The organism is Ideonella alba, from assembly GCF_018069875.1.
Classification (GTDB): Bacteria; Pseudomonadota; Gammaproteobacteria; order Burkholderiales; family Burkholderiaceae_C; genus Ideonella; species Ideonella alba.
On record NZ_JAGQDF010000007.1, the window covers coordinates 67,992 to 87,961 of the forward strand.

Annotated in this window: 24 protein-coding genes and 1 tRNA gene; 10 read left to right on the top strand and 15 right to left on the bottom strand. The window is 70.9% G+C overall.

Going from position 1 to position 19,970, the window contains the following annotated elements; translation table 11 throughout:
- Positions 1-12 precede the first annotated feature (12 nt).
- Positions 13-852, bottom strand: coding sequence for a bifunctional DNA-formamidopyrimidine glycosylase/DNA-(apurinic or apyrimidinic site) lyase (gene mutM, locus KAK07_RS13405; protein WP_210861321.1), 840 nt, complete (start codon positions 850-852; stop codon positions 13-15).
- A gap of 69 nt (positions 853-921) precedes the next feature.
- Here mutM and KAK07_RS13410 point away from each other — a divergent pair, with 69 nt between their 5' ends.
- From KAK07_RS13410 to KAK07_RS13435, 6 genes are all read left to right on the top strand, one after another.
- Positions 922-2,739 carry a tetratricopeptide repeat protein gene (locus tag KAK07_RS13410; protein ID WP_210854166.1) on the top strand — a complete coding sequence of 606 codons (1,818 nt, stop codon included), beginning with the start codon at positions 922-924 and terminating at the stop codon, positions 2,737-2,739.
- The gene (locus KAK07_RS25790; RefSeq protein ID WP_210861323.1) at positions 2,736-3,272 is read left to right on the top strand and encodes a lipoprotein insertase outer membrane protein LolB; all 537 of its coding nucleotides are present in this window, start codon (positions 2,736-2,738) and stop codon (positions 3,270-3,272) included. Before KAK07_RS13410 ends, KAK07_RS25790 begins: the two co-directional genes overlap by 4 nt.
- 6 nt (positions 3,273-3,278) lie before the next feature.
- Positions 3,279-4,190 carry a 4-(cytidine 5'-diphospho)-2-C-methyl-D-erythritol kinase gene (gene ispE, locus KAK07_RS13420; protein ID WP_210861325.1) on the top strand — a complete coding sequence of 304 codons (912 nt, stop codon included), beginning with the start codon at positions 3,279-3,281 and terminating at the stop codon, positions 4,188-4,190.
- Positions 4,191-4,235: 45 nt separating this feature from the next.
- Positions 4,236-4,312: transfer RNA gene (locus KAK07_RS13425), tRNA-Gln, on the top strand.
- Between the two features lie 101 nt (positions 4,313-4,413).
- Positions 4,414-5,376, top strand: a complete 963-nt coding sequence (locus KAK07_RS13430) for a ribose-phosphate pyrophosphokinase (protein WP_310740734.1) — start codon at positions 4,414-4,416, stop codon at positions 5,374-5,376.
- Positions 5,377-5,468: 92 nt separating this feature from the next.
- Positions 5,469-6,095 (top strand): 50S ribosomal protein L25/general stress protein Ctc, encoded by a 627-nt coding sequence (locus KAK07_RS13435; RefSeq protein ID WP_210861327.1) that lies wholly within the window; start codon positions 5,469-5,471, stop codon positions 6,093-6,095.
- Positions 6,096-6,161: 66 nt separating this feature from the next.
- Here KAK07_RS13435 and ald read toward each other — a convergent pair whose 3' ends face one another.
- Positions 6,162-7,274 (bottom strand): alanine dehydrogenase, encoded by a 1,113-nt coding sequence (ald, locus tag KAK07_RS13440; RefSeq protein WP_210854170.1) that lies wholly within the window; start codon positions 7,272-7,274, stop codon positions 6,162-6,164.
- 129 nt (positions 7,275-7,403) lie between these two features.
- On the opposite strand from ald, the gene KAK07_RS13445 reads away from it, so the two are divergent.
- Genes KAK07_RS13445 through KAK07_RS13455 form a run of 3 tightly spaced genes read left to right on the top strand, consistent with a single transcriptional unit; the run spans position 7,404 to position 9,524 of the window.
- Positions 7,404-8,390, top strand: coding sequence for a LysR family transcriptional regulator ArgP (locus tag KAK07_RS13445; protein WP_210854171.1), 987 nt, complete (start codon positions 7,404-7,406; stop codon positions 8,388-8,390).
- Positions 8,391-8,397: 7 nt separating this feature from the next.
- Positions 8,398-9,063, top strand: a complete 666-nt coding sequence (gene pth / locus KAK07_RS13450; protein ID WP_210861329.1) for an aminoacyl-tRNA hydrolase — start codon at positions 8,398-8,400, stop codon at positions 9,061-9,063.
- A 2-nt stretch (positions 9,064-9,065) separates the two neighbouring features.
- The gene (locus tag KAK07_RS13455; RefSeq protein WP_210861331.1) at positions 9,066-9,524 is read left to right on the top strand and encodes a hypothetical protein; all 459 of its coding nucleotides are present in this window, start codon (positions 9,066-9,068) and stop codon (positions 9,522-9,524) included.
- A 12-nt stretch (positions 9,525-9,536) separates the two neighbouring features.
- On the opposite strand, the gene KAK07_RS13460 is transcribed toward KAK07_RS13455, so the two are convergent.
- From KAK07_RS13460 to KAK07_RS13505, 10 genes are all read right to left on the bottom strand, one after another.
- Positions 9,537-9,806 carry a YfhL family 4Fe-4S dicluster ferredoxin gene (locus tag KAK07_RS13460; RefSeq protein ID WP_210854174.1) on the bottom strand — a complete coding sequence of 90 codons (270 nt, stop codon included), beginning with the start codon at positions 9,804-9,806 and terminating at the stop codon, positions 9,537-9,539.
- Positions 9,806-10,312 (bottom strand): pantetheine-phosphate adenylyltransferase, encoded by a 507-nt coding sequence (gene coaD, locus KAK07_RS13465; protein ID WP_210854175.1) that lies wholly within the window; start codon positions 10,310-10,312, stop codon positions 9,806-9,808. Before coaD ends, KAK07_RS13460 begins: the two co-directional genes overlap by 1 nt.
- Entirely contained in the window at positions 10,309-10,920 is a 612-nt protein-coding gene (gene rsmD / locus KAK07_RS13470) for a 16S rRNA (guanine(966)-N(2))-methyltransferase RsmD (protein ID WP_310740735.1), read from the bottom strand. Before rsmD ends, coaD begins: the two co-directional genes overlap by 4 nt.
- On the bottom strand, positions 10,917-11,696 hold the full coding sequence (hisF, locus tag KAK07_RS13475) for an imidazole glycerol phosphate synthase subunit HisF (RefSeq protein WP_210854176.1): 780 nt from the start codon (positions 11,694-11,696) through the stop codon (positions 10,917-10,919). The genes rsmD and hisF overlap by 4 nt, the downstream gene beginning before the upstream one ends.
- 61 nt (positions 11,697-11,757) lie before the next feature.
- A complete protein-coding gene (gene hisA, locus KAK07_RS13480) occupies positions 11,758-12,498 on the bottom strand; it encodes a 1-(5-phosphoribosyl)-5-[(5-phosphoribosylamino)methylideneamino]imidazole-4-carboxamide isomerase (protein WP_210854177.1) in 741 nt (246 codons plus the stop codon).
- A gap of 93 nt (positions 12,499-12,591) precedes the next feature.
- Positions 12,592-13,242 carry an imidazole glycerol phosphate synthase subunit HisH gene (gene hisH / locus KAK07_RS13485; RefSeq protein WP_210861333.1) on the bottom strand — a complete coding sequence of 217 codons (651 nt, stop codon included), beginning with the start codon at positions 13,240-13,242 and terminating at the stop codon, positions 12,592-12,594.
- Between the two features lie 91 nt (positions 13,243-13,333).
- Positions 13,334-13,930: an imidazoleglycerol-phosphate dehydratase HisB gene (gene hisB / locus KAK07_RS13490; protein WP_210861335.1), complete on the bottom strand. Its 597-nt coding sequence runs from the start codon at positions 13,928-13,930 to the stop codon at positions 13,334-13,336.
- Complete coding sequence (hisC, locus tag KAK07_RS13495; RefSeq protein WP_247664361.1) at positions 13,927-15,021, bottom strand: histidinol-phosphate transaminase; 1,095 nt, start codon at positions 15,019-15,021, stop codon at positions 13,927-13,929. Before hisC ends, hisB begins: the two co-directional genes overlap by 4 nt.
- Positions 15,022-15,025: 4 nt before the next feature.
- A complete protein-coding gene (locus KAK07_RS13500; protein ID WP_310738577.1) occupies positions 15,026-15,484 on the bottom strand; it encodes a PIN domain-containing protein in 459 nt (152 codons plus the stop codon).
- Positions 15,481-15,714, bottom strand: a complete 234-nt coding sequence (locus KAK07_RS13505; protein WP_210854180.1) for a CopG family transcriptional regulator — start codon at positions 15,712-15,714, stop codon at positions 15,481-15,483. The genes KAK07_RS13500 and KAK07_RS13505 overlap by 4 nt, the downstream gene beginning before the upstream one ends.
- Before the next feature lie 149 nt (positions 15,715-15,863).
- Between KAK07_RS13505 and KAK07_RS13510 the strand changes: the two genes are divergently transcribed.
- Positions 15,864-16,727 (top strand): hypothetical protein, encoded by an 864-nt coding sequence (locus tag KAK07_RS13510; RefSeq protein ID WP_210854181.1) that lies wholly within the window; start codon positions 15,864-15,866, stop codon positions 16,725-16,727.
- On the opposite strand, the gene hisD is transcribed toward KAK07_RS13510, so the two are convergent.
- Genes hisD through murA form a run of 3 tightly spaced genes read right to left on the bottom strand, consistent with a single transcriptional unit; the run spans position 16,717 to position 19,942 of the window.
- Positions 16,717-18,033, bottom strand: coding sequence for a histidinol dehydrogenase (gene hisD, locus KAK07_RS13515; RefSeq protein WP_210861337.1), 1,317 nt, complete (start codon positions 18,031-18,033; stop codon positions 16,717-16,719). The genes KAK07_RS13510 and hisD overlap by 11 nt on opposite strands.
- Before the next feature lie 5 nt (positions 18,034-18,038).
- Entirely contained in the window at positions 18,039-18,677 is a 639-nt protein-coding gene (gene hisG, locus KAK07_RS13520; RefSeq protein ID WP_210800608.1) for an ATP phosphoribosyltransferase, read from the bottom strand.
- Positions 18,677-19,942, bottom strand: a complete 1,266-nt coding sequence (murA, locus tag KAK07_RS13525; protein ID WP_210854184.1) for a UDP-N-acetylglucosamine 1-carboxyvinyltransferase — start codon at positions 19,940-19,942, stop codon at positions 18,677-18,679. The genes hisG and murA overlap by 1 nt, the downstream gene beginning before the upstream one ends.
- Positions 19,943-19,970 lie beyond the last annotated feature (28 nt).

A 19,970-nucleotide genomic window follows, 5' to 3' on the forward strand; every position in this document is an offset into this window, starting at 1 on the left:
GCGTGGATCGTATCAGCGGCGCTGGCAACCGGGGCAGTAATAGGTGGCGCGCTGGCCTTGCAGCAGCCGGCGTATCGCGTGGCCGCAACGCCGGCAGGCCTCGCCCTCGCGGCCATAGACGCGCACGGCCTGCTGGTACTGGCCGACGCTGCCGTGCGCATCGCGGAAATCCTTCAGCGTGGAGCCGCCGGCCTCGATCGCCTCGGCCAGCACCTGGCGCACCGCCGCCAGCAGGCGCGAGGCCCGCAGCGGGCCGATGCGGTGGCAGGGCGTGCGGGGATCGATGCCGGCCTCGAACAGCGCGTCGCTGGCGTAGATGTTGCCCGCGCCCACCACCAGCTCCCCCGACAGCAGCGCCGGCTTGACCGGGGTGCGGCGGGCCTTGAGCGCGGCCAGGAAGCCGGCGTCGGTGAGGCGCTCGTCGAAGGGCTCGGGACCCAGGCCGGCCAGCAGCTTGGCGGCCGGGTCCTGCTGCAGCGACGGCGACCAGACCACGGCGCCGAAGCGCCGCGGATCGGTCATCCGCAGCAGGCCCAGGTCGGTGTGCAGGTCCACGTGGTCATGCACCCCGGCCGAGTTGGCGGCGTGCGCCCCGGTCAGCCAGGCCAGCGAGCCCGACATGCCCAGGTGCCACAGCAGCACCCCCGCGCTGGCACCGCCGGGCCGCGCCAGCGGCATCAGCAGGTACTTGCCGCGCCGGCCCAGCGGGCCGATGCGGCAGCCCGTCAGGGCTTCAGGCGCACAGCCCAGCGGCCAGCGCAGCGGCTTGCCCAGGCGCAGCGCCTGCACCTGCGCCCCTTCGACTGCGGCAATGCTTCGTCGCGTGACCTCGACTTCCGGCAACTCTGGCATGGATGGATTATCCCGGCCGGGCCGGTCTGGCGGGGGGCCCCACTAGAATCAGCCACAGCAGGAGCCCCGATGCCGCGACAGTCCGCCCCCCGTTCGACCGCCCTCGGCGCCCGCACCCCCTGGACGCCGGCGTTGCTGCTGGCCCTGCTGGGCCTGGCGCCGCTGGCCGTGTCGGCGCAGACCGCGCCGGCCGACCCCGCGCCGGCCAGCACCGCCGCCGAGCCGCCGCCCGCGCCCTCGGCGCTGGACGCGCCGATGTTCTACCAGCTGATGGTGGCCGAATTCGAGGCCAACTCGGGCCGGCTGGGCAATGCCTTCGAGGTGATGCTGGATGCGGCCCGGCGCGTCAACGACCCCGAGGTCTTCGAGCGCGCGATCGAGCTGGCCGTGCAGGCCCGCTCGGGCGACCAGGCGCTGCTGGCCGCGCGCGCCTGGCGCCAGGCGCAGCCGCGCTCGGTGGCCGCGGTGCGTGCCCAGGTGCAGATGCTGGCCGCCACCGACCGCGTGGGCGAGCTGGGCGAACCCCTGCGCACCCTGCTGCAGCTGACCGAGCCGGCACAGCGCGCCGCCACGATCAGCAGCCTGCCGCGCTTCCTGGAAGGCACCAAGGACCGGGCGCAGATGCTGCAGACCGCCGAGCAGGCGCTGGCCCCCTTCATGGAGGCCAGCGACACCCGCACCGCCGCCCGCGTGGCGCTGGGCCGGGTGGCAATGACCGCCGGCCAGGGTGAGCGTGCGTTCGCGCTGGCCCGCAAGGCCCAGGCCGATGATCCTGCCGCGATGGGCCCGCTGCTGCTGGCCGTGGAGCTGATGCCCACCGTGCCCGCCGCCGAGACCCTGGTGCAGGCCGGCCTGGCCCAGCCCGGCCAGCCGCCGGCGGTGCGCCTGGCCTATGCCCGCTCGCTGGAGCAGCGCCAGCGCCTGGTGGAAGCCGTGCAGCACACCCGCCAGGCCCTGGCCGAGCAGGGCGAGCTGCCGCAGGGCTGGCTCAGCCTGGGCGCGATGCTGCTGGACCTGCACCGCCCGGCCGAGGCCGATCAGGCGCTGCAGCGCGCGTTGCGCGAGCTCGACACCTCGCCCCCCGCCGAGGCCGTGCCGCATGGCGAGGCCACCGAGCGCCTGCGCGACATGACCGCGCAGCTGCTGGCCCAGGCGGCGGCCATGCGGGGCGAGTTCCCGGTGGCGCTGGACTGGCTCTCGCGCATCCCGCCGGAGCGGCTCACGCTCAGCGCGCTGACGCGCCAGGCCGAGATCGTCGCCCAGCAGGGCCGGGTGGACGAAGCCCGCCGCCGCGTGCGCGAGGCCCCGGTCAGCGACGAGGCCGACACCCGCGCTCGCCTGCTGGCCGAGCTGCAGGTGCTGCGCGCCGCCCAGCGCTGGACCGAGGCCCATGCGCTGCTGCAGCTGGCCCGCCAGGCCGACCCGGACGACACCACGCTGATGTACGAGCAGGCAATGTCGGCCGAGCGGCTGAACCGTTTCGACGAGATGGAGGCGCTGCTGCGCCGCCTGGCCGCGCTCAAGCCCGACGATGCCCAGGCCTACAACGCGCTGGGCTATTCGCTGGCCGAACGCAACCTCCGCCTGGAAGAGGCCGGCGAGCTGCTGCGCAAGGCCTTGAAGCTGGCGCCGGGCGACCCGTACATCGTCGACAGCCTGGGCTGGTACGAGTACCGCTCGGGCCGCCTGGACGAGGCCGAGCGCCTGCTGCGCCAGGCCTGGACCACCCGCCCCCACCCCGATGTGGCCGCCCACCTGGGCGAGGTGCTGTGGGTGCAGGGCCGGCGCGATGAGGCCCTGGCCGTGTTCCGCGAAGGCCTGGCAGGCGGCCGCAGTGCCGACAGCGTGCGCGCCACGATGGCGCGGCTGAAGGCGCCCGCGCAGTGAAGCGCCGTGCCGCGGGCCGCGCGCTGGTGCTGGCGCTGCTGCCCCCTGCCCTGCTCAGTGGCTGCGCCCACCCCGCGGCGGCGCTCAGCGCGCCCAGCCGCAGCGGCCGCCTGCTGCTGCGCGTGGGCCCGGCCGATGCGCCGCCGCTGCGCAGCGTGGCGGCCGGCTTCGAATACCAGGGCAACGCCCACGCCGGCCGGCTGGCGCTGGACGGCCCGCTGGGCGCCCGCCTGGCCGAAGCGCGCTGGGGCGACACCGGCGTGGTCCTGACCGATGCCTCGGGCGATCGCCGCTACGACAGCCTGAGCGCGCTGGCCGCCGAACTGCTGGGCGAGCCGCTGCCGCTGCAGGCGCTGGGCGACTGGCTGCTGGGCCAGCCCTGGCCCGAGGCGCCGGCCGAGCCCACCGCCGTCGGCTTCCTGCAGGCCGGCTGGCAGGTCGACACCCATGCGCTGGCCGACCAGGGCCTGCTGCTGGCCACGCGCGACACGCCGGCGCCAGCGCTGCTGCTGCGCATCGTCCTGGACCGCTGATCTGCCGTGAACACCCTGACCGACCTGCCCGCCCCGGCCAAGCTCAACCTTTTCCTGCATGTGCTGGGCCGCCGCGCCGACGGCTACCACCTGCTGCAGTCGCTGTTCCTGCCGATCGACTGGGCCGACACCCTGCACCTGGAGCGCCGCGCCGATGGCCGCCTGCAGCGCCACGACCTGGGCCCGGCCCTGCCGGCCGACGACCTGTGCCTGCGCGCCGCCCGCGCCTTGCAGCAGGCCAGCGGCACCGCCTGGGGCGTGGACATCTCGATCGACAAGCAGGTGCCCTGGGGCGCGGGCATGGGCGGCGGCAGCTCGGACGCCGCCACCGTGCTGCGCGGCCTGAACGTCCTGTGGCAGCTGCACTGGCCGCGCGAGCGCCTGCTGGCGCTGGGCGCCACCCTGGGCGCCGATGTGCCCTTCTTCCTGGGCGCCGGCCCGGCCTGGGTGGAGGGCATCGGCGAGCAGCTCACGCCGGTGGCCTGGCCGTCGCAGCGCTTTGCGGTGGTGAAACCGCCGGTCGCACTGCCCACGGCGCAGATTTTTTCCAGCCCACTGCTGACAAGAGACACCAGACCTGCTACAGTAGCGGGCTTACTTGCTGATGCAGCAGATCTTTCAAAACTGATGGCGGCGCAAGCCACCGGAGGGGCCTGGAAGAACGATTTGCAACCCGCCGCCGAAGCGATCTGCCCGGAGGTGTCGGAAGCGATCAGCTGGCTGACGCGGCATTTCGGTCACGGCCGGATGACGGGTTCAGGCAGCGCGGCATTTGCAGGTATCGACAACGGTACTGGCGCGCCATCTCTGGCGACCATGCCCGAGGGACCAGACCCGTTCGCGGAGCTGCCCGAAGGCTGGGTGGGGCGCCTGTGCCGCAGCCTCGAGCGTCATCCCCTGGAGGACCTCGCCGGCTGAAAGCCATGGTTGTCGGGTCGGGCCTTTCGGGGCGCGGTCCTGTGTAGGGGAGTCGCCAAGTTGGTCAAGGCATCGGATTTTGATTCCGACATGCGAGGGTTCGAGTCCTTCCTCCCCTGCCAAATCTCTTCAGAGTCCTGACCGCGCCTGCAAGTCATGTTGGGGCGCGGTTGTCGTTTCCAGAGTCACCTTGTCCAGGCCTGCCATCACCGGAGAATCCGACGTGCTGTTCAACACCGTCCTGTTCACGGGCAATGCCAACCCGGTGCTGGCCCGCGAGATCGCCTCGCACCTGGGCGTCGAGCTGGGCAAGGCCAGCGTCGGCCGCTTCTCCGACGGCGAAGTCACCGTCGAGATCCAGCAGAACGTCCGCGCCCGCGACGTCTTCGTGGTGCAGCCCACCTGCGCCCCGACCAATGAGAACCTGATGGAACTCATGATCATGGTCGATGCGCTCAAGCGCGCCAGCGCGCGCCGCATCACGGCCGTGGTCCCCTACTTCGGCTACGCCCGCCAGGACCGCCGTCCGCGCTCCACCCGCGTGCCCATCAGCGCCAAGGTGGTGGCCAACCTGCTGGAAACCGTGGGCGTCGAGCGCGTGCTCACCATGGACCTGCACGCCGACCAGATCCAGGGCTTCTTCGACATCCCGGTCGACAACATCTACGCCAGCCCGGTGCTGCTGACCGACCTGAAGGCCAAGAACTACCCCGACCTGGTGGTGGTCTCGCCGGACGTTGGCGGCGTGGTGCGCGCCCGCGCGCTGGCCAAGCAGCTGGGCTGCGACCTGGCCATCATCGACAAGCGCCGCCCCAAGGCCAACGTCTCGGAGGTGATGCATGTCATCGGCGAGATCGACGGCCGCAACTGCGTGATCATGGACGACATGATCGACACCGCCGGCACGCTGGTGAAGGCGGCCGAGGTGCTGAAGGACCGCGGCGCCAAGCACGTCTACGCCTACTGCACGCACGCGGTGTTCTCGGGCCCGGCGATCGAGCGCATCGACAAGTCGCACCTCGACGAGGTGGTCATCACCAACACCATCCCGCTGTCCGACGCGGGCAAGGCCTGCAAGAAGATCCGCCAGCTGTCGGTGGCCTTCCTGTTCGCCGAGACCATCCGCCGCATCTCTGACGGCGAATCGGTCACCTCCCTCTTTGCGGAGCAGAACAACAACTTCTGACCCGCATCCGCTGGCGCCCCGATGTCCGGGGCGTCTTTTCAACTGGGGCCGGCCTGGTCGCGGGAGGCCCCGACTCCCAACAAGGAGCTGTCATGCAATTCGTCGCTTTCGAGCGCAAGCTGCAGGGGACCGGAGCGAGCCGCCGCCTGCGCAACACGGGCAAGGTGCCCGGCATCGTGTTTGGCGCGGGTGAACCGACCATGATCGAGCTGGACCACAACGCCCTCTTCTTCGCGCTGAAGAAGGAAGCCTTCCACTCGTCCATCCTGGACATGGAACTGAACGGCGCCACCCAGAAGGTGCTGCTGCGCGACTTCCAGATGCACCCCTGGAAGGCCCAGGTCCTGCACATCGACTTCCAGCGCGTGGACAACACCACCAAGCTGCGCAAGAAGGTGCCGCTGCACTTCTCCGGCGAGGAGAACTCGGTCGCCGTCAAGACCGACAAGTGCATCGTCAACCACAACGCCACCGAGGTCGAGATCGAGTGCCTGGCGGTTGAGCTGCCCGAGTTCATCGCCGTGGACCTGTCGGGCCTGGTCAAGGGCAAGAGCCTGCACGCCTCCGAAATCACCCTGCCGGCCGGCGCCAAGCTGGTCAAGCACGGCACCAAGGACCCGGTGATCGTGTCGGTCGCCGAGCCCAAGGAAGAGGAAGTCATCGTCGCCGCCGCCGCGCCGGCCGCCGACGACAAGAAGGGCAAGAAGGGCAAGAAGTAATTCGCCGCCCTTCCGCCCGGAAGACCAAAGCCCCGCCTCGGCGGGGCTTTGTCGTTGATGGCGGGGTCAGAGCAGCGAGTCGGCGGCCACGTAGTCGTAGCCCAGGTCGCGCGCCACGGCCTGGTAGGTGACCTTGCCGGCGGCCACGTTCAGGCCGGCCTTGAGGTGCGGATCCTCCTTCATGGCCTGCTTCCAGCCCTTGGTGGCCAACGCCAGGCCATGGCCGATGGTGGCGTTGTTCAGCGCGAAGGTGCTGGTGCGCGCCACCGCGCCGGGCATGTTGGCCACGCAGTAGTGCACCACGCCGTCGACCACATAGGTGGGCTCGGCGTGGGTGGTGGCCTTCGAGGTCTCGAAGCAGCCGCCCTGGTCGATCGCCACGTCCACCAGCACCGCGCCCTTCTTCATGCAGCGCACCATCGGCCGCGTCACCAGCTTGGGCGCGGCGGCACCGGGCACCAGCACGCCGCCGATCACCAGATCACTCTCCAGCACCTTCTCTTCCAGCGCCTGGGCGCTGGAGTACAGGGTCTTGATGCGGTTGCCGAAGACCAGGTCCAGCTGGCGCAGGCGGTCGACGTTCTTGTCCATCACGGTGACGCGCGCGCCCAGGCCAATGGCCATCTGCAGCGCATGCGTGCCCACCACGCCGGCGCCGATGATCAGCACATGCGCCGGCTCCACGCCGGGCACGCCGCCCAGCAGCACGCCCATGCCGCCCTTGGACAGCTCCAGATGCGCCGCGCCGGCCTGCACGCTCATGCGGCCGGCCACCTCGCTCATCGGCGCCAGCAGCGGCAGGCCGCCGTTCGGGCCGGTGATGGTCTCGTAGGCCACGCAGATGGCGCCGGACTTCACCAGCGCCGCGGTCTGCTCGGGGTCCGGGGCCAGGTGCAGGTAGGTGTAGAGGATCTGGCCCTCGCGCAGCATCGCGCATTCCTGCGGCTGCGGCTCCTTGACCTTGACCACCATGTCGGCGCGGGCGAAGACCTCGGCCGCGTCGCGCACCAGCGTGGCACCGGCGGCGGCGTAGTGCTCGTCGTGCAGGCCGATGGCCGCACCGGCGCCGGACTGCACCAGCACCTCATGGCCGCGGGTGGTGAACTCGCGCACGCTGGCCGGCGTGAGGCCGACGCGGTACTCGTGGTTCTTGATTTCCTTGGGGCAACCGATGCGCATGGTCTGTCTCCTGTGGCCCGGGCCTCGTGGGCCCGTGGAAGCGCATTGTTGGGAGCGCCGGGCGGCGGGTGAACATCTATCGCCAAATCAGGGATTACATTAGCGTCTCTGATACAGGAGCCCCCTGCCGTGCACGCCCTCGATACCGCCGGCCTGGACTGCCTGGCCGCCCTGGCCGAGGCCGGCAGTTTCGAGCGTGCCGCGCAGCTGCTGTCGATCACCCAGTCGGCGGTGTCCCAGCGCCTGCGCGCGCTGGAAACCCATGTCGGCCACCTGCTGGTGGTGCGGGCCCGCCCCCTGCGGCTGACCGAGCCCGGCAAGGTGCTGCTGCGCTATGCGCGGCAGATGCAGGCGCTGCGTGCCGATGCGGCGCGCGAACTGGGCGCCACCCTGGCGCGCGACGAGCGGCTGCCGATTGCCGTCAACGCCGACAGCCTGGCCACCTGGGTGCTGCCGGCGCTGGACCCGCTGGTGCAGGCCGGCCAGCGCCAGGGCTACGGGCTGGAGCTGATCGTCGACGACCAGGACTTCACCCACGACTGGCTGCGCCAGGGCGAGGTGCTGGGCTGCGTCAGCACCGTGGCCACGGCACTGCGCGGCTGCACCGTACAGCCGCTGGGGCTGATGCGCTACATCGCGGTGGCCTCGCCGGCCTTCATTGCGCGCTGGCTGCCGCAGGGGCTGACACCGGCCAACTTCGCCCAGCTGCCCTTCATCGTCTTCAACCGCAAGGACGACATGCAGGCGCAGTGGGTGGCCCAGGCCTTCATGCTGCGCGAGCCACGGCTGAAGGAGCGCTTCGTGCCCAGCTCCGAAGCCGGCGCGCATGCCGCGGCCATGGGCTGGGGCATCGCGGTGCTGCCCGAGCTGCTGGCGCGGCCGATGATCCAGGCGGGCACGCTGGTGCAGCTGCGGCCCGATGTGACGATCGACGTCGCCCTGCACTGGCACCAGTGGCGCCTGGGCGGCGATGAGGGCGAGGCCTCGCGCGGCGGCCCGCCGGGGCTGATGGAGCAGATCGGCCAGGCGGTGATCGCCGGGGCCCGCCAGGCGCTGGCGCCGGCGGGCGGGCCTCCCCCATCAGAGGGCCAGCCGGGCGCTGCCCGGCGCCGATAATCGCCACATGATTCGATTGATCGTCGGCCTGGGCAACCCCGGGCCCGAGTACGAGGACACGCGCCACAACGCCGGCTTCTGGTGGGTGGAACAGGCCGCGCGGCGGCTGGGCGGCTCGCTGGTGCATGACCGCGCTTACCACGGCCTGGTGGCGCGGGTGAACCGTCCGGCAGGACCGGTCTGGCTGCTGGAGCCCATGACCTACATGAACCTCTCGGGCAAGGCGGTGGCGCCGCTGGCGCGCTTCTTCAAGATCGCCCCGGCCGAGATCCTGGTCGTGCACGACGAGCTCGACCTGCCGCCCGGCCAGATGAAGCTCAAGCAGGGCGGCGGCAATGGCGGCCACAACGGCCTGAAGGACATCCAAACCCAGCTGGGCAGCGGCGATTTCTGGCGCCTGCGCCTGGGCATCGGCCACCCGGGCGTCAAATCCGAAGTGGCTGCTTACGTGCTGCGCAAGCCGCCGGCGGCCGAGCGCGAGGCCATCGAGAAAAACATCGACGACTCCCTGCCCACGCTGGACGCCCTGCTGGCCGGCGAGATGGCCCAGGCCCAGCTGAAGATCCACGCCCGGCCGCCGCGGCCCAAGCCGCCGCGCGATCCGGTCAAGGCGGCAGCGCCCGCCGCCACACCGGCCACACCCGCCGAACCCGCCCCCTCCTCGGAGCCCTGACCATGCCCCCGCCGCCCTGCAGTACCCGGCGCCCCCGCGTACTGTGCGGCGGGCCCCTGAGCCTGGCGCTGTGTCTGTGCCTCGGCCTGAGCGCCGCCCGGGCCGAGGTCTACCGCTGCGGCAGCAGCTACCAGGACAGCCCCTGCCCCGGCGGTCGCACGGTGAACGTGGACGATGTCCGCAGCCCCGAGCAGCGCGCCGAGGCCCGCGAAAGGCAACGACAGGAGCGCGAGCGGGCCAACGCCCTGGCCGCCGAGCGCCATGCCCAGGAGGGCCACCGGCGCCCCGCCACGGCGCCGGCCGGCATCGCGGTGCGCCAGCCCGACGACCTGGACGCCCTGCCCTCCGAGCATCCCTGCGCCAGCGCAGAAGGCCGCCACCCGGGCAAGGCCCGGGCGCGCATCCAGTGTCTCAACGGTTTGCCGGTCTACAAGGCGCAGGCCACCCAGCGCGGCCGCTGACCGACCCCGCGCTCAGGCGGGCCTGGCGGCCGCCGCGGCGGCCTGCAGCTGCTCGTACTTGGCCTGCAGCTGCTCGCGGGTTTCGGTGTGCCAGGGGTTGATCGGGATGCACTCGACCGGGCAGACCTGCACGCACTGCGGCTCGTTGAAATGGCCCACGCACTCGGTGCAGCGGGCCGGGTCGATCACATAGAACTCGTCGCCCATGCTGATCGCCTGGTTCGGGCATTCGGGCTCGCAGACGTCGCAGTTGATGCACTCCGACGTGATCATCAGCGCCATCAGGACTCCTTGGGCTGGGACACGCGCTCACGCAGGCGCGACAGTACCGAGGGTGCCACGAACTTCGAGACATCACCGCCCAAGGTGGCAATCTCGCGGATGAAGGTGCTGCTGACGAACTGGTACTGGTCGCCCGGCGTCAGGAAGATGGTTTCGACGTCGGGCATCAGCTGGCGGTTCATGCCGGCCATCTGGAACTCGTACTCGAAGTCGCTGACCGCGCGCAGGCCGCGCACCACCACCTTGCCGCCGCGCGCCAGCACGAAGTCGCGCAGCAGGCCGCGGAATTCGACCACCTCGATGTTGCCGTACTCGGCCGACACCTCGGTGGCCATGCCCAGGCGCTCGTCCAGCGTGAACATCGTGCGTTTGTGGTGGCCGGCGGCCACCGCCAGGATCAGCTTGTCGAACAGCGCGCTGGCGCGCCGGATCAGGTCCTGGTGGCCCAGGGTGATCGGGTCGAAGGTGCCGGGGTAGACGGCGATCACGGGGCGCTGGATGCTCATGGGCTGAGGCTCGGCTCGGTGGGGAGGTGATGCTGCCACAGCGCGGCGTGCACCGCGCCGGCACGCCCGCTGCGCCAGGGCTGCAGCGCGGCGGGCACGGTGCCGGCGTAAGGCTCGCCGGCCTCCAGGTAGACCAGGCCGCCGGGCACCAGCAGGCGCGCGGCGGCGGCCAGCGCGCGCTCGCCCAGGCCGGCGGCAAAGGGCGGATCCAGCAGCACCAGCTCGAACGCGGCCGGCGGTGCCGAGGCCATCCAGGCCAGCGCATCGGCGCGCTGCACGCGCAGTGTGGTGGCCTTCAGGCGTTCGCGCGAGGTGTGGAGCGAGCGAACCAGGTCGGCGTCCTGCTCCAGCAGCGTCACCTCGGCGGCGCCGCGCGAGGCGGCCTCGAAGCCCAGCGCGCCCGAGCCGGCGAAGGCGTCCAGCACGCGCCAGCCCGACAGGTCCTGGCCCAGCCAGTTGAACAGGGTTTCGCGCAGGCGGTCAGGTGTGGGGCGCAGGCCGGGCTTGTCGGCCACCGGCAGCAGGCTGCGCTTCCAGGCGCCGCCGATGATGCGCACCTGGTGCGCCGCGGCCCGGGGCGCCCCCGGCCGGGCGCGCGCCGTGCTCACCGGCGCACCGGCACGCCGGCGCGCGCCAGCATGTCCTTGGCCTGACCCACGGTGAACTCGCCGTAGTGAAAGATGCTGGCTGCCAGCACCGCGTCGGCCCCGCCGACCTGGATGCCCTCGACCAGGTGCTCCAGCGCGCCCACGCCGCCCGAGGCGATCACCGGCACCGGCACCGCGTCGCTGACCGCGCGCGTGAGCGCCAGGTCGAAGCCGACCTTGGTGCCGTCGCGGTCCATGCTGGTCAGCAGGATCTCGCCCGCGCCATGCTCGGCCATCTGCCGGGCCCAGGCGACGGCGTCGATGTGCTCGTTCTTGCGCCCGCCGCGGGTGTAGACGTCCCAGCCCGGGCCCTTGGCAGCCAGGTCGTCGCCCACGCGCTTCTTGGCGTCGATGGCCACCACGATGGCCTGCGAGCCGTACTTGTCCGAGGCGTCGCGGATCAGCTGCGGGTTGGCCACCGCGGCCGAGTTGAAGCTGACCTTGTCGGCGCCGGCGTTGAGCAGCCGCCGCACATCGTCCACCGTGCGCACGCCGCCGCCCACGGTCAGCGGAATGAAGACCTGCGAGGCCACCGCCTCGATGATGTGCAGGATCAGGTCGCGCTCGTCGCTGGTGGCGGTGATGTCCAGGAAGGTCAGCTCGTCGGCGCCCTGCTCGTTGTAGCGCGCGGCAATCTCGACCGGGTCACCGGCGTCGCGCAGTTCGACGAAATTGACGCCCTTGACGACCCGTCCACCGGTGACGTCCAGGCAGGGAATGATGCGTTTGGCCAGCATGGCGGGTTCGGCCGGTGGCCGCAGCAGTGGGACGCGGGCAGCCGCCCGCGCCGGAAAGGAATCAGCCGTTGAGCTCGTCCGCGCGCGCCTGGCCCGCGGCAAAGTCCAGGGCGCCGGTGTAGATCGAGCGGCCGCAGATCACGCCCTCGACGCCGTCGCTTTCCACGGCGCACAGGGCCTCGATGTCGGCGATGTTGGACAGGCCACCCGAGGCAATGACCGGGATGCTCAGCGCCTGCGCCAGCTTGACGGTGGCCTCGATGTTGATGCCGGTGAGCATGCCGTCGCGGCCGATGTCGGTGTAGATCACGCCCTCGATGCCGTAGTCCTCGAACTTGCGGGCCAGGTCGACCACCTCGTGGCCGGTGAGCTTGCTCCAGCCGTCGGTGGCGACCTTGCCGTCCTTGGCGTCGAGGCCGACGATGATGTGGCCGCCGAAGGCCGTGCAGGCATCGCGCAGGAAGCCGGGGTTCTTGACCGCGGCGGTGCCGATGATCACGTAGCTGATGCCGTCATCCAGGTAGCGCTCGATCGTGTCGAGGTCACGGATGCCGCCACCGAGCTGCACCGGGATCTCGTCGCCCACTTCCTTCAGGATGGCCTTGATCGCGCCCTCGTTGATCGGCTTGCCCGCGAAGGCGCCGTTCAGGTCGACCAGGTGCAGGCGGCGCGCGCCGGCATCGAGCCAGCGCCGGGCCATCGCGGCCGGGTCCAGCCCGAAGGTGGTGGAGGCGTTCATGTCGCCCTGTTCAAGGCGGACGCATTGACCGTCTTTGAGGTCGATCGCAGGGATCAGCAGCATGGCTCGTCGAGCGCGGGTGGGAAGTGGGATGGGCGCGCGCGCGTGGACATCACGCGCGGCGACGCGAAGATTGAGGACGTGGCCGGCAGCGGGTCACGGGTTCCAGTGGAGGAAGTTGCGGTACAGCGCCAGGCCGTGCTCGGCGCTCTTCTCGGGGTGGAACTGGGTGGCGAAAATATTATCCCGCGCCACCGCGCAGGTAAAGCGATCCCCATACTCGGTCGTGCCGGCGCTGTGGTGCGGGTCCGACGGCGCGGTGTAGAAGCTGTGCACGAAATAGAACCAGGACTCGTCGGGCACGCCGGCCCACACCGGGTGGCTGCCCACCTGGCGCACCTGGTTCCAGCCCATCTGCGGCACCTTGTAGCGGCTGCCGTCGGGCTGCGTGCGGCCCTCCAGGCGGAAGCGCTTCACGCGGCCGGGGATCAGGCCCAGGCCCGGCGTGTCCTGCTCCTCGGAGTGGTCCAGCAGCATCTGCATGCCCACGCACACACCCATCAGGGGCTTGCCGGCGGCCACCGAGGCCAGCACCGCCTCCTTCAGGCCGGAGTCGGCGAACTCGCGCATGCAGTCGCGCATCGCGCCCTGGCCGGGCAGCACGATGCGCTCGGCGGCACGCACCTCCTCGGGGCGCTGGGTGACGATGACGTCCACCCCCTCGCCGGCGGCGACATGCATCACCGCCTGCGACACCGAGCGCAGGTTGCCCATGCCGTAGTCGACGACGGCCACGGTTCGCGTCATGGCCGACCTCCCGCCGGGCCGTCCCAAGGGAGGTCAGCCCCCTCGGGGGGTAGCGATGGCGCGAAGCGACAAGCTTGGGGGCTCACGTTCATCAGAGGCTTCCTTTGGTCGAAGGAACCACGCCGGCCGAGCGCGGATCAGGCGTCAGCGCCATGCGGATCGCGCGGCCGAAGGCCTTGAAGATGGTCTCGCACTGGTGGTGCGCGTTGTGGCCCTTGAGGTTGTCGATGTGCAGGCTGACACCGGCGTGGTTGACGAAGCCCTGGAAGAACTCGTAGGCCAACTGGGTGTCGAAGCCGCCGATCATGCCGCTGGTGAACTTCACGTCCATCGCCAGGCCCGGGCGGCCGGAGAAGTCCACCACCACGCGCGACAGCGCCTCGTCCAGCGGCACATAGCTGTGGCCGTAGCGGGTGATGCCCTTCTTGTCGCCCACCGCGGCGGCCACCGCCTGGCCCAGCGTGATGCCGACGTCCTCCACCGTGTGGTGGCCGTCGATGTGCAGGTCGCCCTGGGCCTCGATCTCCAGGTCGATCAGGCCGTGGCGGGCGATCTGGTCGAGCATGTGGTCGAAGAAGCCGATGCCGGTGGCCAGGCTGGCGCGGCCGCTGCCGTCCAGGTTGACCTTGACGCGGATCTTCGTCTCGTTGGTGTCGCGCCGGATCTCGGCGATGCGCTCGGTGCTCATGCGGTGGTGTCCTTCAGCGCGGCCTCGAAGGCCGCCAGCATCTGCGTATTTTCCTCCGGCGTGCCCACGGTGATGCGCAGGCAGCCGGCCAGCAGCGGGTGCAGGCCGCTGACGTTCTTGATCAGCACCTTGCGGGCCTTCATGCCGGCAAAGACCGCGGCCGGGTCGGGCACGCGCACCAGGACCATGTTGGCCTCGCTGGGGAAGGGCTGCACGCCCGGCAGCGCCTGCAGTGCGGCAAAGATGCGCGCGCGCTCGCTGCGGATGATGGCCGCCTGGCGGGCGTACTCGTCCACATGTTCCAGCGCGAACAGCGCGGCCTCGCAGTTGAGCACGCTGATGTTGAACGGCGGGCGCAGCTTGTCCAGTTCGGCGATCAGTGGCGCGCGGCCGATCAGGTAGCCGATGCGCACCCCGGCCAGGCCGAACTTGCTCATCGTGCGCATCAGCAGCACATGCTCATGGCGCTGCAGCCGCGCCAGCGAGTCGCGCGAGGCGAAGGGCTGGTAGGCCTCGTCCATCACCACCAGGCCGGGGGCGGCCTCGATGATGGCGTCGATGGCGCCGTCGTCCCACAGGTTGGCGGTGGGATTGTTCGGGTAGGCCAGCCAGACCACGGCGGGCTGGTGCTCGCGGATCGCGGCCAGCATGGCCGGCGCATCGAGCTGGAAGTCAGGCGTGGTGGGCACGCCCACGAAGCGCAGGCCCTGCAGTCTGGCGCTCAGCTCGTACATCACGAAGCCGGGCAGCGGCGCCAGGATCACGTTGCCGGGCACGTCGGCAGCCAGGGTCAGCAGGCTGATCAGCTCGTCCGAGCCGTTGCCCAGCATGATGTCGCAGCCGGCGGGCATCTGCGCGTGCTGTGCCAGTTCGGCGCGCAGCACGTCGCCGCGCTCGGCCGGGTAGCGGTTCAGCGCCACCTCGGCCAGGCGCGCGCCCAGCTGCTGGCGCAGCGCGGGCGGCAGCTGGAAGGGGTTCTCCATCGTGTCGACCTTGACCATGCCGGCGCTGGGCTGCACGGCATAGCCATGCAGGCCCTGCACGTCGGCACGCAGGACACGTTTCATGCGGTCGGCCAGGGAGGCGCTCATGGCATCAGGCTTTCGGGGCGGGTTCGTCGAGCACGGCAGGCCCGACCAGGAAGGGGTTGAGGATCTGCACGCTGTCGATCTGCTGGCCGTGCTGCAGGTCTTCGGTCAGCAGGTAGCGGCAGCCCTGGTGCTGGGCGGCCGCCACCACCAGTGCGTCCCAGTAGTTCAGGCCGAAGCGGCTCTCGATCGCCCAGGCGGTTTCCACCGTCGGGTGGTCGGTCTGCCAGGGCTTCCAGTGCTGGTAGCGGCGGACCTCGGCGCGCGCATCACCGGCCGAGATGGCGGTGGTGAACTTGCGGCGGGCGTTGTTGTAGAACTCGTTGAGCACCTGACCGCTGATGCGCCCGCAGCGGCGCGTCCAGCAGGCGCCCACCCAGCCGCGGGCGGCGTCGCGCTTGGCCGGGTCGCGGTCGTCGAAGCAGTAGAGCAGGACATTCGTGTCCAGCATCAGCAGCGTGCTCACCGGCGGCCCCGCGTGTAGATCTCGTCGCGCGTGGGGTAGCGGCCGTCAGAGCTGCCGAAGCTCTTGAACTCCAGCGCCTCGCGCATCGCGCGCTCATAGGCATCGTCATGCCGCATCTTCTCGGCCAGCAGCTCACCCACCAGGCGCGAGACGCTGGTGTTGCGGCGCGCCGCCTCCAGCCTCGCCCATTCGGCGACGCTGTCTTCCATGGTGATGGTGACGTTCTTCATCTGCGGGGTCTCCCGTGCGGGATGGTCGCAGGATAACACGAAGTTCGTGCAACACGAACTTCGTGTTCCATTGGATGAGGGATGCGCGCCATGCCCGTCACGTGCCACGCTGTGGGCGCTCCCGGGTGGTCCGAGACGGAGGATGGGCGATGAAGATGGTGAGCCTGCGATTCGACGGCGTGAGCTACTGGGCACAGGTCGATGGCGGCCCGGAGTTCCTGGTGGGCCAGCGGGTCTCCTACCAGGGCCGCAAGGGCCTGAGCAACCTGAAGGGGACGCCCGCTCAGCGCTACGATCCGCGCCGGCACCTGGCCGACCACTCGGCCGTCTGGCTGTACTTCCTGGCACCCACGGCTGCGGCCGAGGGCGGCCTGTTCCACACCCTCAATACCTACGACCGGGCCGCCTTCACCTTCGGCTTCCTGCAGTACGCGGCGCACGTGCCCGACGGCGACTTCGTGGTCTACCTGCGCGCCCTGCTGGCGTTGCCGGGCGCGGCCGACTACTTCCCGGACCTGGTGCTGCTGGATGGCCGCGTGCACCGCCATGCCGATGACGGTCTGCGTCCGCTGGAATCGGCGGCCAGCACCGCGCCGCTGATGGCCTGGCTCAACCCCAGCACGGCCCAGGTGGAGGACACCGAGGTGATCCAGGCCGCCCGCTTCATCCACTGGGTGCAGAACGACCCGGCCCACCGCGCGCTGCAGGTGCGCTCGGGCGTGGAGCACATGCAGGCCGCGATGCGCCGCTACGACGCTGCCTACGGCCTGGATGGCCGGCCGATCGAGCAGTGCCTGCTGGTGGCCGACATCCGCCACCAGGGGCGGGGCAGCAGCAGCGAGATCCGCCTGGCGCTGCAGGCGAATCAGCCGGTGGAGGCGTTGCTGAACGTCGGTGCCAACCAGTACCCGGAGCGCATCAAGACGCTGCGCAAGGCGCTGAAGATGCTGGCCGGCGAGCCGAGCTTTGCCGGCCAGCGCTGGCGCAGCGCCCTGAAGGATTTCAGCGCTTGAGCCGGTACTCAGCCGCCAGCGCGTGGCCCTGCAGCCCCTCGCCGTAGGCCAGTTCGGCGGCGATCACGCCCAGCACCTGCGCGCCGGCCTCGCTGACCTCGATCAGGCTGGAGCGTTTCTGGAAATCGTAGGTGCCCAGCGGCGAGGAAAAGCGCGCGGTGCCCGAGGTGGGCAGCACGTGGTTGGGGCCGGCGCAGTAGTCGCCCAGGCTCTCGCTGGTGTAGGCACCCAGGAAGATCGCGCCGGCGTGCTTGAGCAGTGGCTCCCAGCGATGCGGCTCGGCACTCGAGACCTCCAGGTGCTCGGGCGCGATGCGGTTGCTGATCGCGCAGGCCTCGTCCATGTCGCGCGTGACGATCAGCGCGCCGCGGCCTTCCAGGCTGGCGCGGATCACGGCCTCGCGCGGCATGGTGGGCAGCAGGCGGTCGATCGCGGCGCGCACCTGGGCGATGTAGCCGGCGTCGGGGCACAGCAGGATGCTTTGCGCCAGCTCGTCATGCTCGGCCTGGCTGAACAGGTCCATCGCCACCCAGTCGGCGGGCGTGCTGCCGTCGGCCAGCACCAGGATCTCGCTGGGGCCGGCGATCATGTCGATGCCCACCTGGCCGAAGACCCGGCGCTTGGCGCTGGCCACGTAGGCGTTGCCGGGGCCGGTGACCTTGTCCACCGGCGGCACGGTGGCGGTGCCGTAGGCCAGCGCCGCCACGGCCTGGGCGCCGCCAATCGTGAAGGCGCGGGTCACGCCGGCCACATAGGCGGCGGCCAGCACCAGCGCGTTCTTCTCGCCCTTGGGCGTGGGCACGACCATGATGATCTCGCCCACACCGGCCACATGGGCGGGGATGGCGTTCATCAGCACGCTGGACGGGTAGGCCGCCTTGCCGCCGGGCACATAGATGCCCACGCGGTCCAGCGGCGTGACCTTCTGGCCCAGCAGGGTGCCGTCCTCGTCGCGGTAGCTCCAGCTCTGGCCGCTGGCGGCCAGCTGGCGCTCGTGGTAGCTGCGCACCCGGGCCGCAGCGGCCTGCAGCGCGCTGCGCTGCGCAGGGGTGATGGCCTCGAAGGCCGCCTTCAGTTCGTCCCGGGTCAGCTCCAGCGCGGCCACGCTGTCGGCGGCCAGGCCGTCGAAGCGGGCGGTGTACTCGAGCACCGCGGCGTCGCCGCGGGCCTGCACGTCGGCCAGGATGTCGGCCACGCGCTGCTCGATGGCCGCGTCGGTGTCGGCCGACCAGTGGCGCAGGCGGGCGAACTCGGCGTCGAAGTCGATTGATCGGGTGTCGAGCTGGCGCAGGTTCAGGGCGGACATGGGGGTCAGGCCGGGATGGCGGAGGCGAAGGCGTCGATCAGCGGCCGCAGGCGGTCGCGCTTGAGTTTCAGCGCGGCCTGGTTGACCACCAGGCGCGAGGAGATCTCCATGATGTGCTCGACCTCGACCAGCTTGTTGGCCACCAGCGTCTTGCCGGTGGAGACCAGGTCGACGATGGCATCGGCCAGGCCGGTCAGCGGCGCCAGCTCCATCGAGCCGTACAGCTTGATCAGGTCGACGTGCACGCCCTTGTCGGCAAAGTGCTGGCGCGCCACCTCGGTGTACTTGGTGGCCACGCGCAGCCGCGTGCCCTGGCGCACCTCGGCGGCGTAGTCGAAGCCCTCGCGCACCGCCACGCTCATGCGGCACTTGGCGATGTTCAGGTCCAGCGGCTGGTACAGGCCCTCGCCGCCGTGTTCCAGCAGCACGTCCTTGCCGGCCACACCCAGGTCGGCGCCGCCGTGCTGCACGTAGGTGGGCACGTCGGTGGCGCGCACCAGCACCACGCGCACATCGGGCTGGTTGGTGGGCAGGATCAGCTTGCGGGTCTTCTCAGGGTCTTCCAGCACCTCGATGCCGGCCGCCGCCAGCAGCGGCAGCGTCTCCTCGAAGATGCGGCCTTTGGACAGGGCAAGGGTGATCATCACGAGATCCGTTCGATGTCGGCACCCAGCGCGCCGAGCTTGCGCTCGATGCGGTCATAGCCGCGGTCGAGGTGGTAGATGCGGTCGACCACGGTCTCGCCTTCGGCCACCAGGCCGGCGATGACCAGACAGGCCGAGGCGCGCAGGTCGGTGGCCATCACGGTGGCGCCTGAGAGGCGCGGCACGCCCTCGATCATCGCGGTGCGGCCGTCGGTCTGGATGCGTGCGCCCAGGCGCAGCAGCTCGTTGACGTGCATCATGCGGTTCTCGAAGATCGTCTCGGTCACCGTGGAGGCGCCTTCCGACACGATGTTCAGCGCCATGAACTGCGCCTGCATGTCGGTGGGGAAGCCCGGGTACTCGGTGGTGCGAAAGCTCTGCGCCTTCAGCCGGCCCTCGGCGCGCACGCGCACGCCGCCGGGCTCTTCCAGCACGGTGGCGCCGGCATCGCGCAGCTTCTCGATCACCGCGTCCAGGTGGTCGGCGCGGGCCTCGCGCAGCAGCACGTCGCCACCGGCAGCGGCCACAGCGCACAGGAAGGTGCCTGCCTCGATGCGGTCGGCCACCACGCTGTGCTCGCAGCCGTGCAGGCGCTCGACACCCTGGATGCGGATGCGGCTGGTGCCGTGGCCTTCGATCTTCGCGCCCATGCGGATCAGCATCTCGGCCAGGTCGGGGATCTCGGGCTCCTGGGCGGCGTTCTCCAGCACGGTCTCGCCCTCGGCCAGCGCGGCGGCCATCATCAGGTTCTCGGTGCCGGTGACGGTGACCATGTCGGTGGTGATGCGCGCGCCGCGCAACCGGGTGAGGCCGGGCTGCAGCCGGGCCATCATGTAGCCGTGCTCGACGTCGATCTCGGCGCCCATGGCGCGCAGGCCCTTGATGTGCTGGTCCACCGGCCGCGAGCCGATGCCGCAGCCGCCCGGCAGCGAGACCTTGGCGTGGCCGAAGCGGGCCACCAGCGGACCCAGCGCCAGCACCGAGGCACGCATGGTCTTGACCAGTTCGTAGGGCGCTTCGGGGTTGGACAGGTCGGCGGCGTTCAGCTGCACCGTGCCGTTGTCATCGCGCTCGGCCGTCACGCCCATGTGGCGCACCAGCTTGAGCATCGTGGACACGTCCTGCAGGCGCGGCACGTTGTGCAGCACCACCGGCTCGGCGGTCAGCAGTGCGGCGCACAGCTCGGGCAGCGCGGCGTTCTTGGCGCCGGAGACGCGGACCTCGCCATGGAGGCGGCGTCCGCCGCGGATCAGGAGTTTGTCCATCTGGAGATGTGGCAAAGGCCGGTCCCGC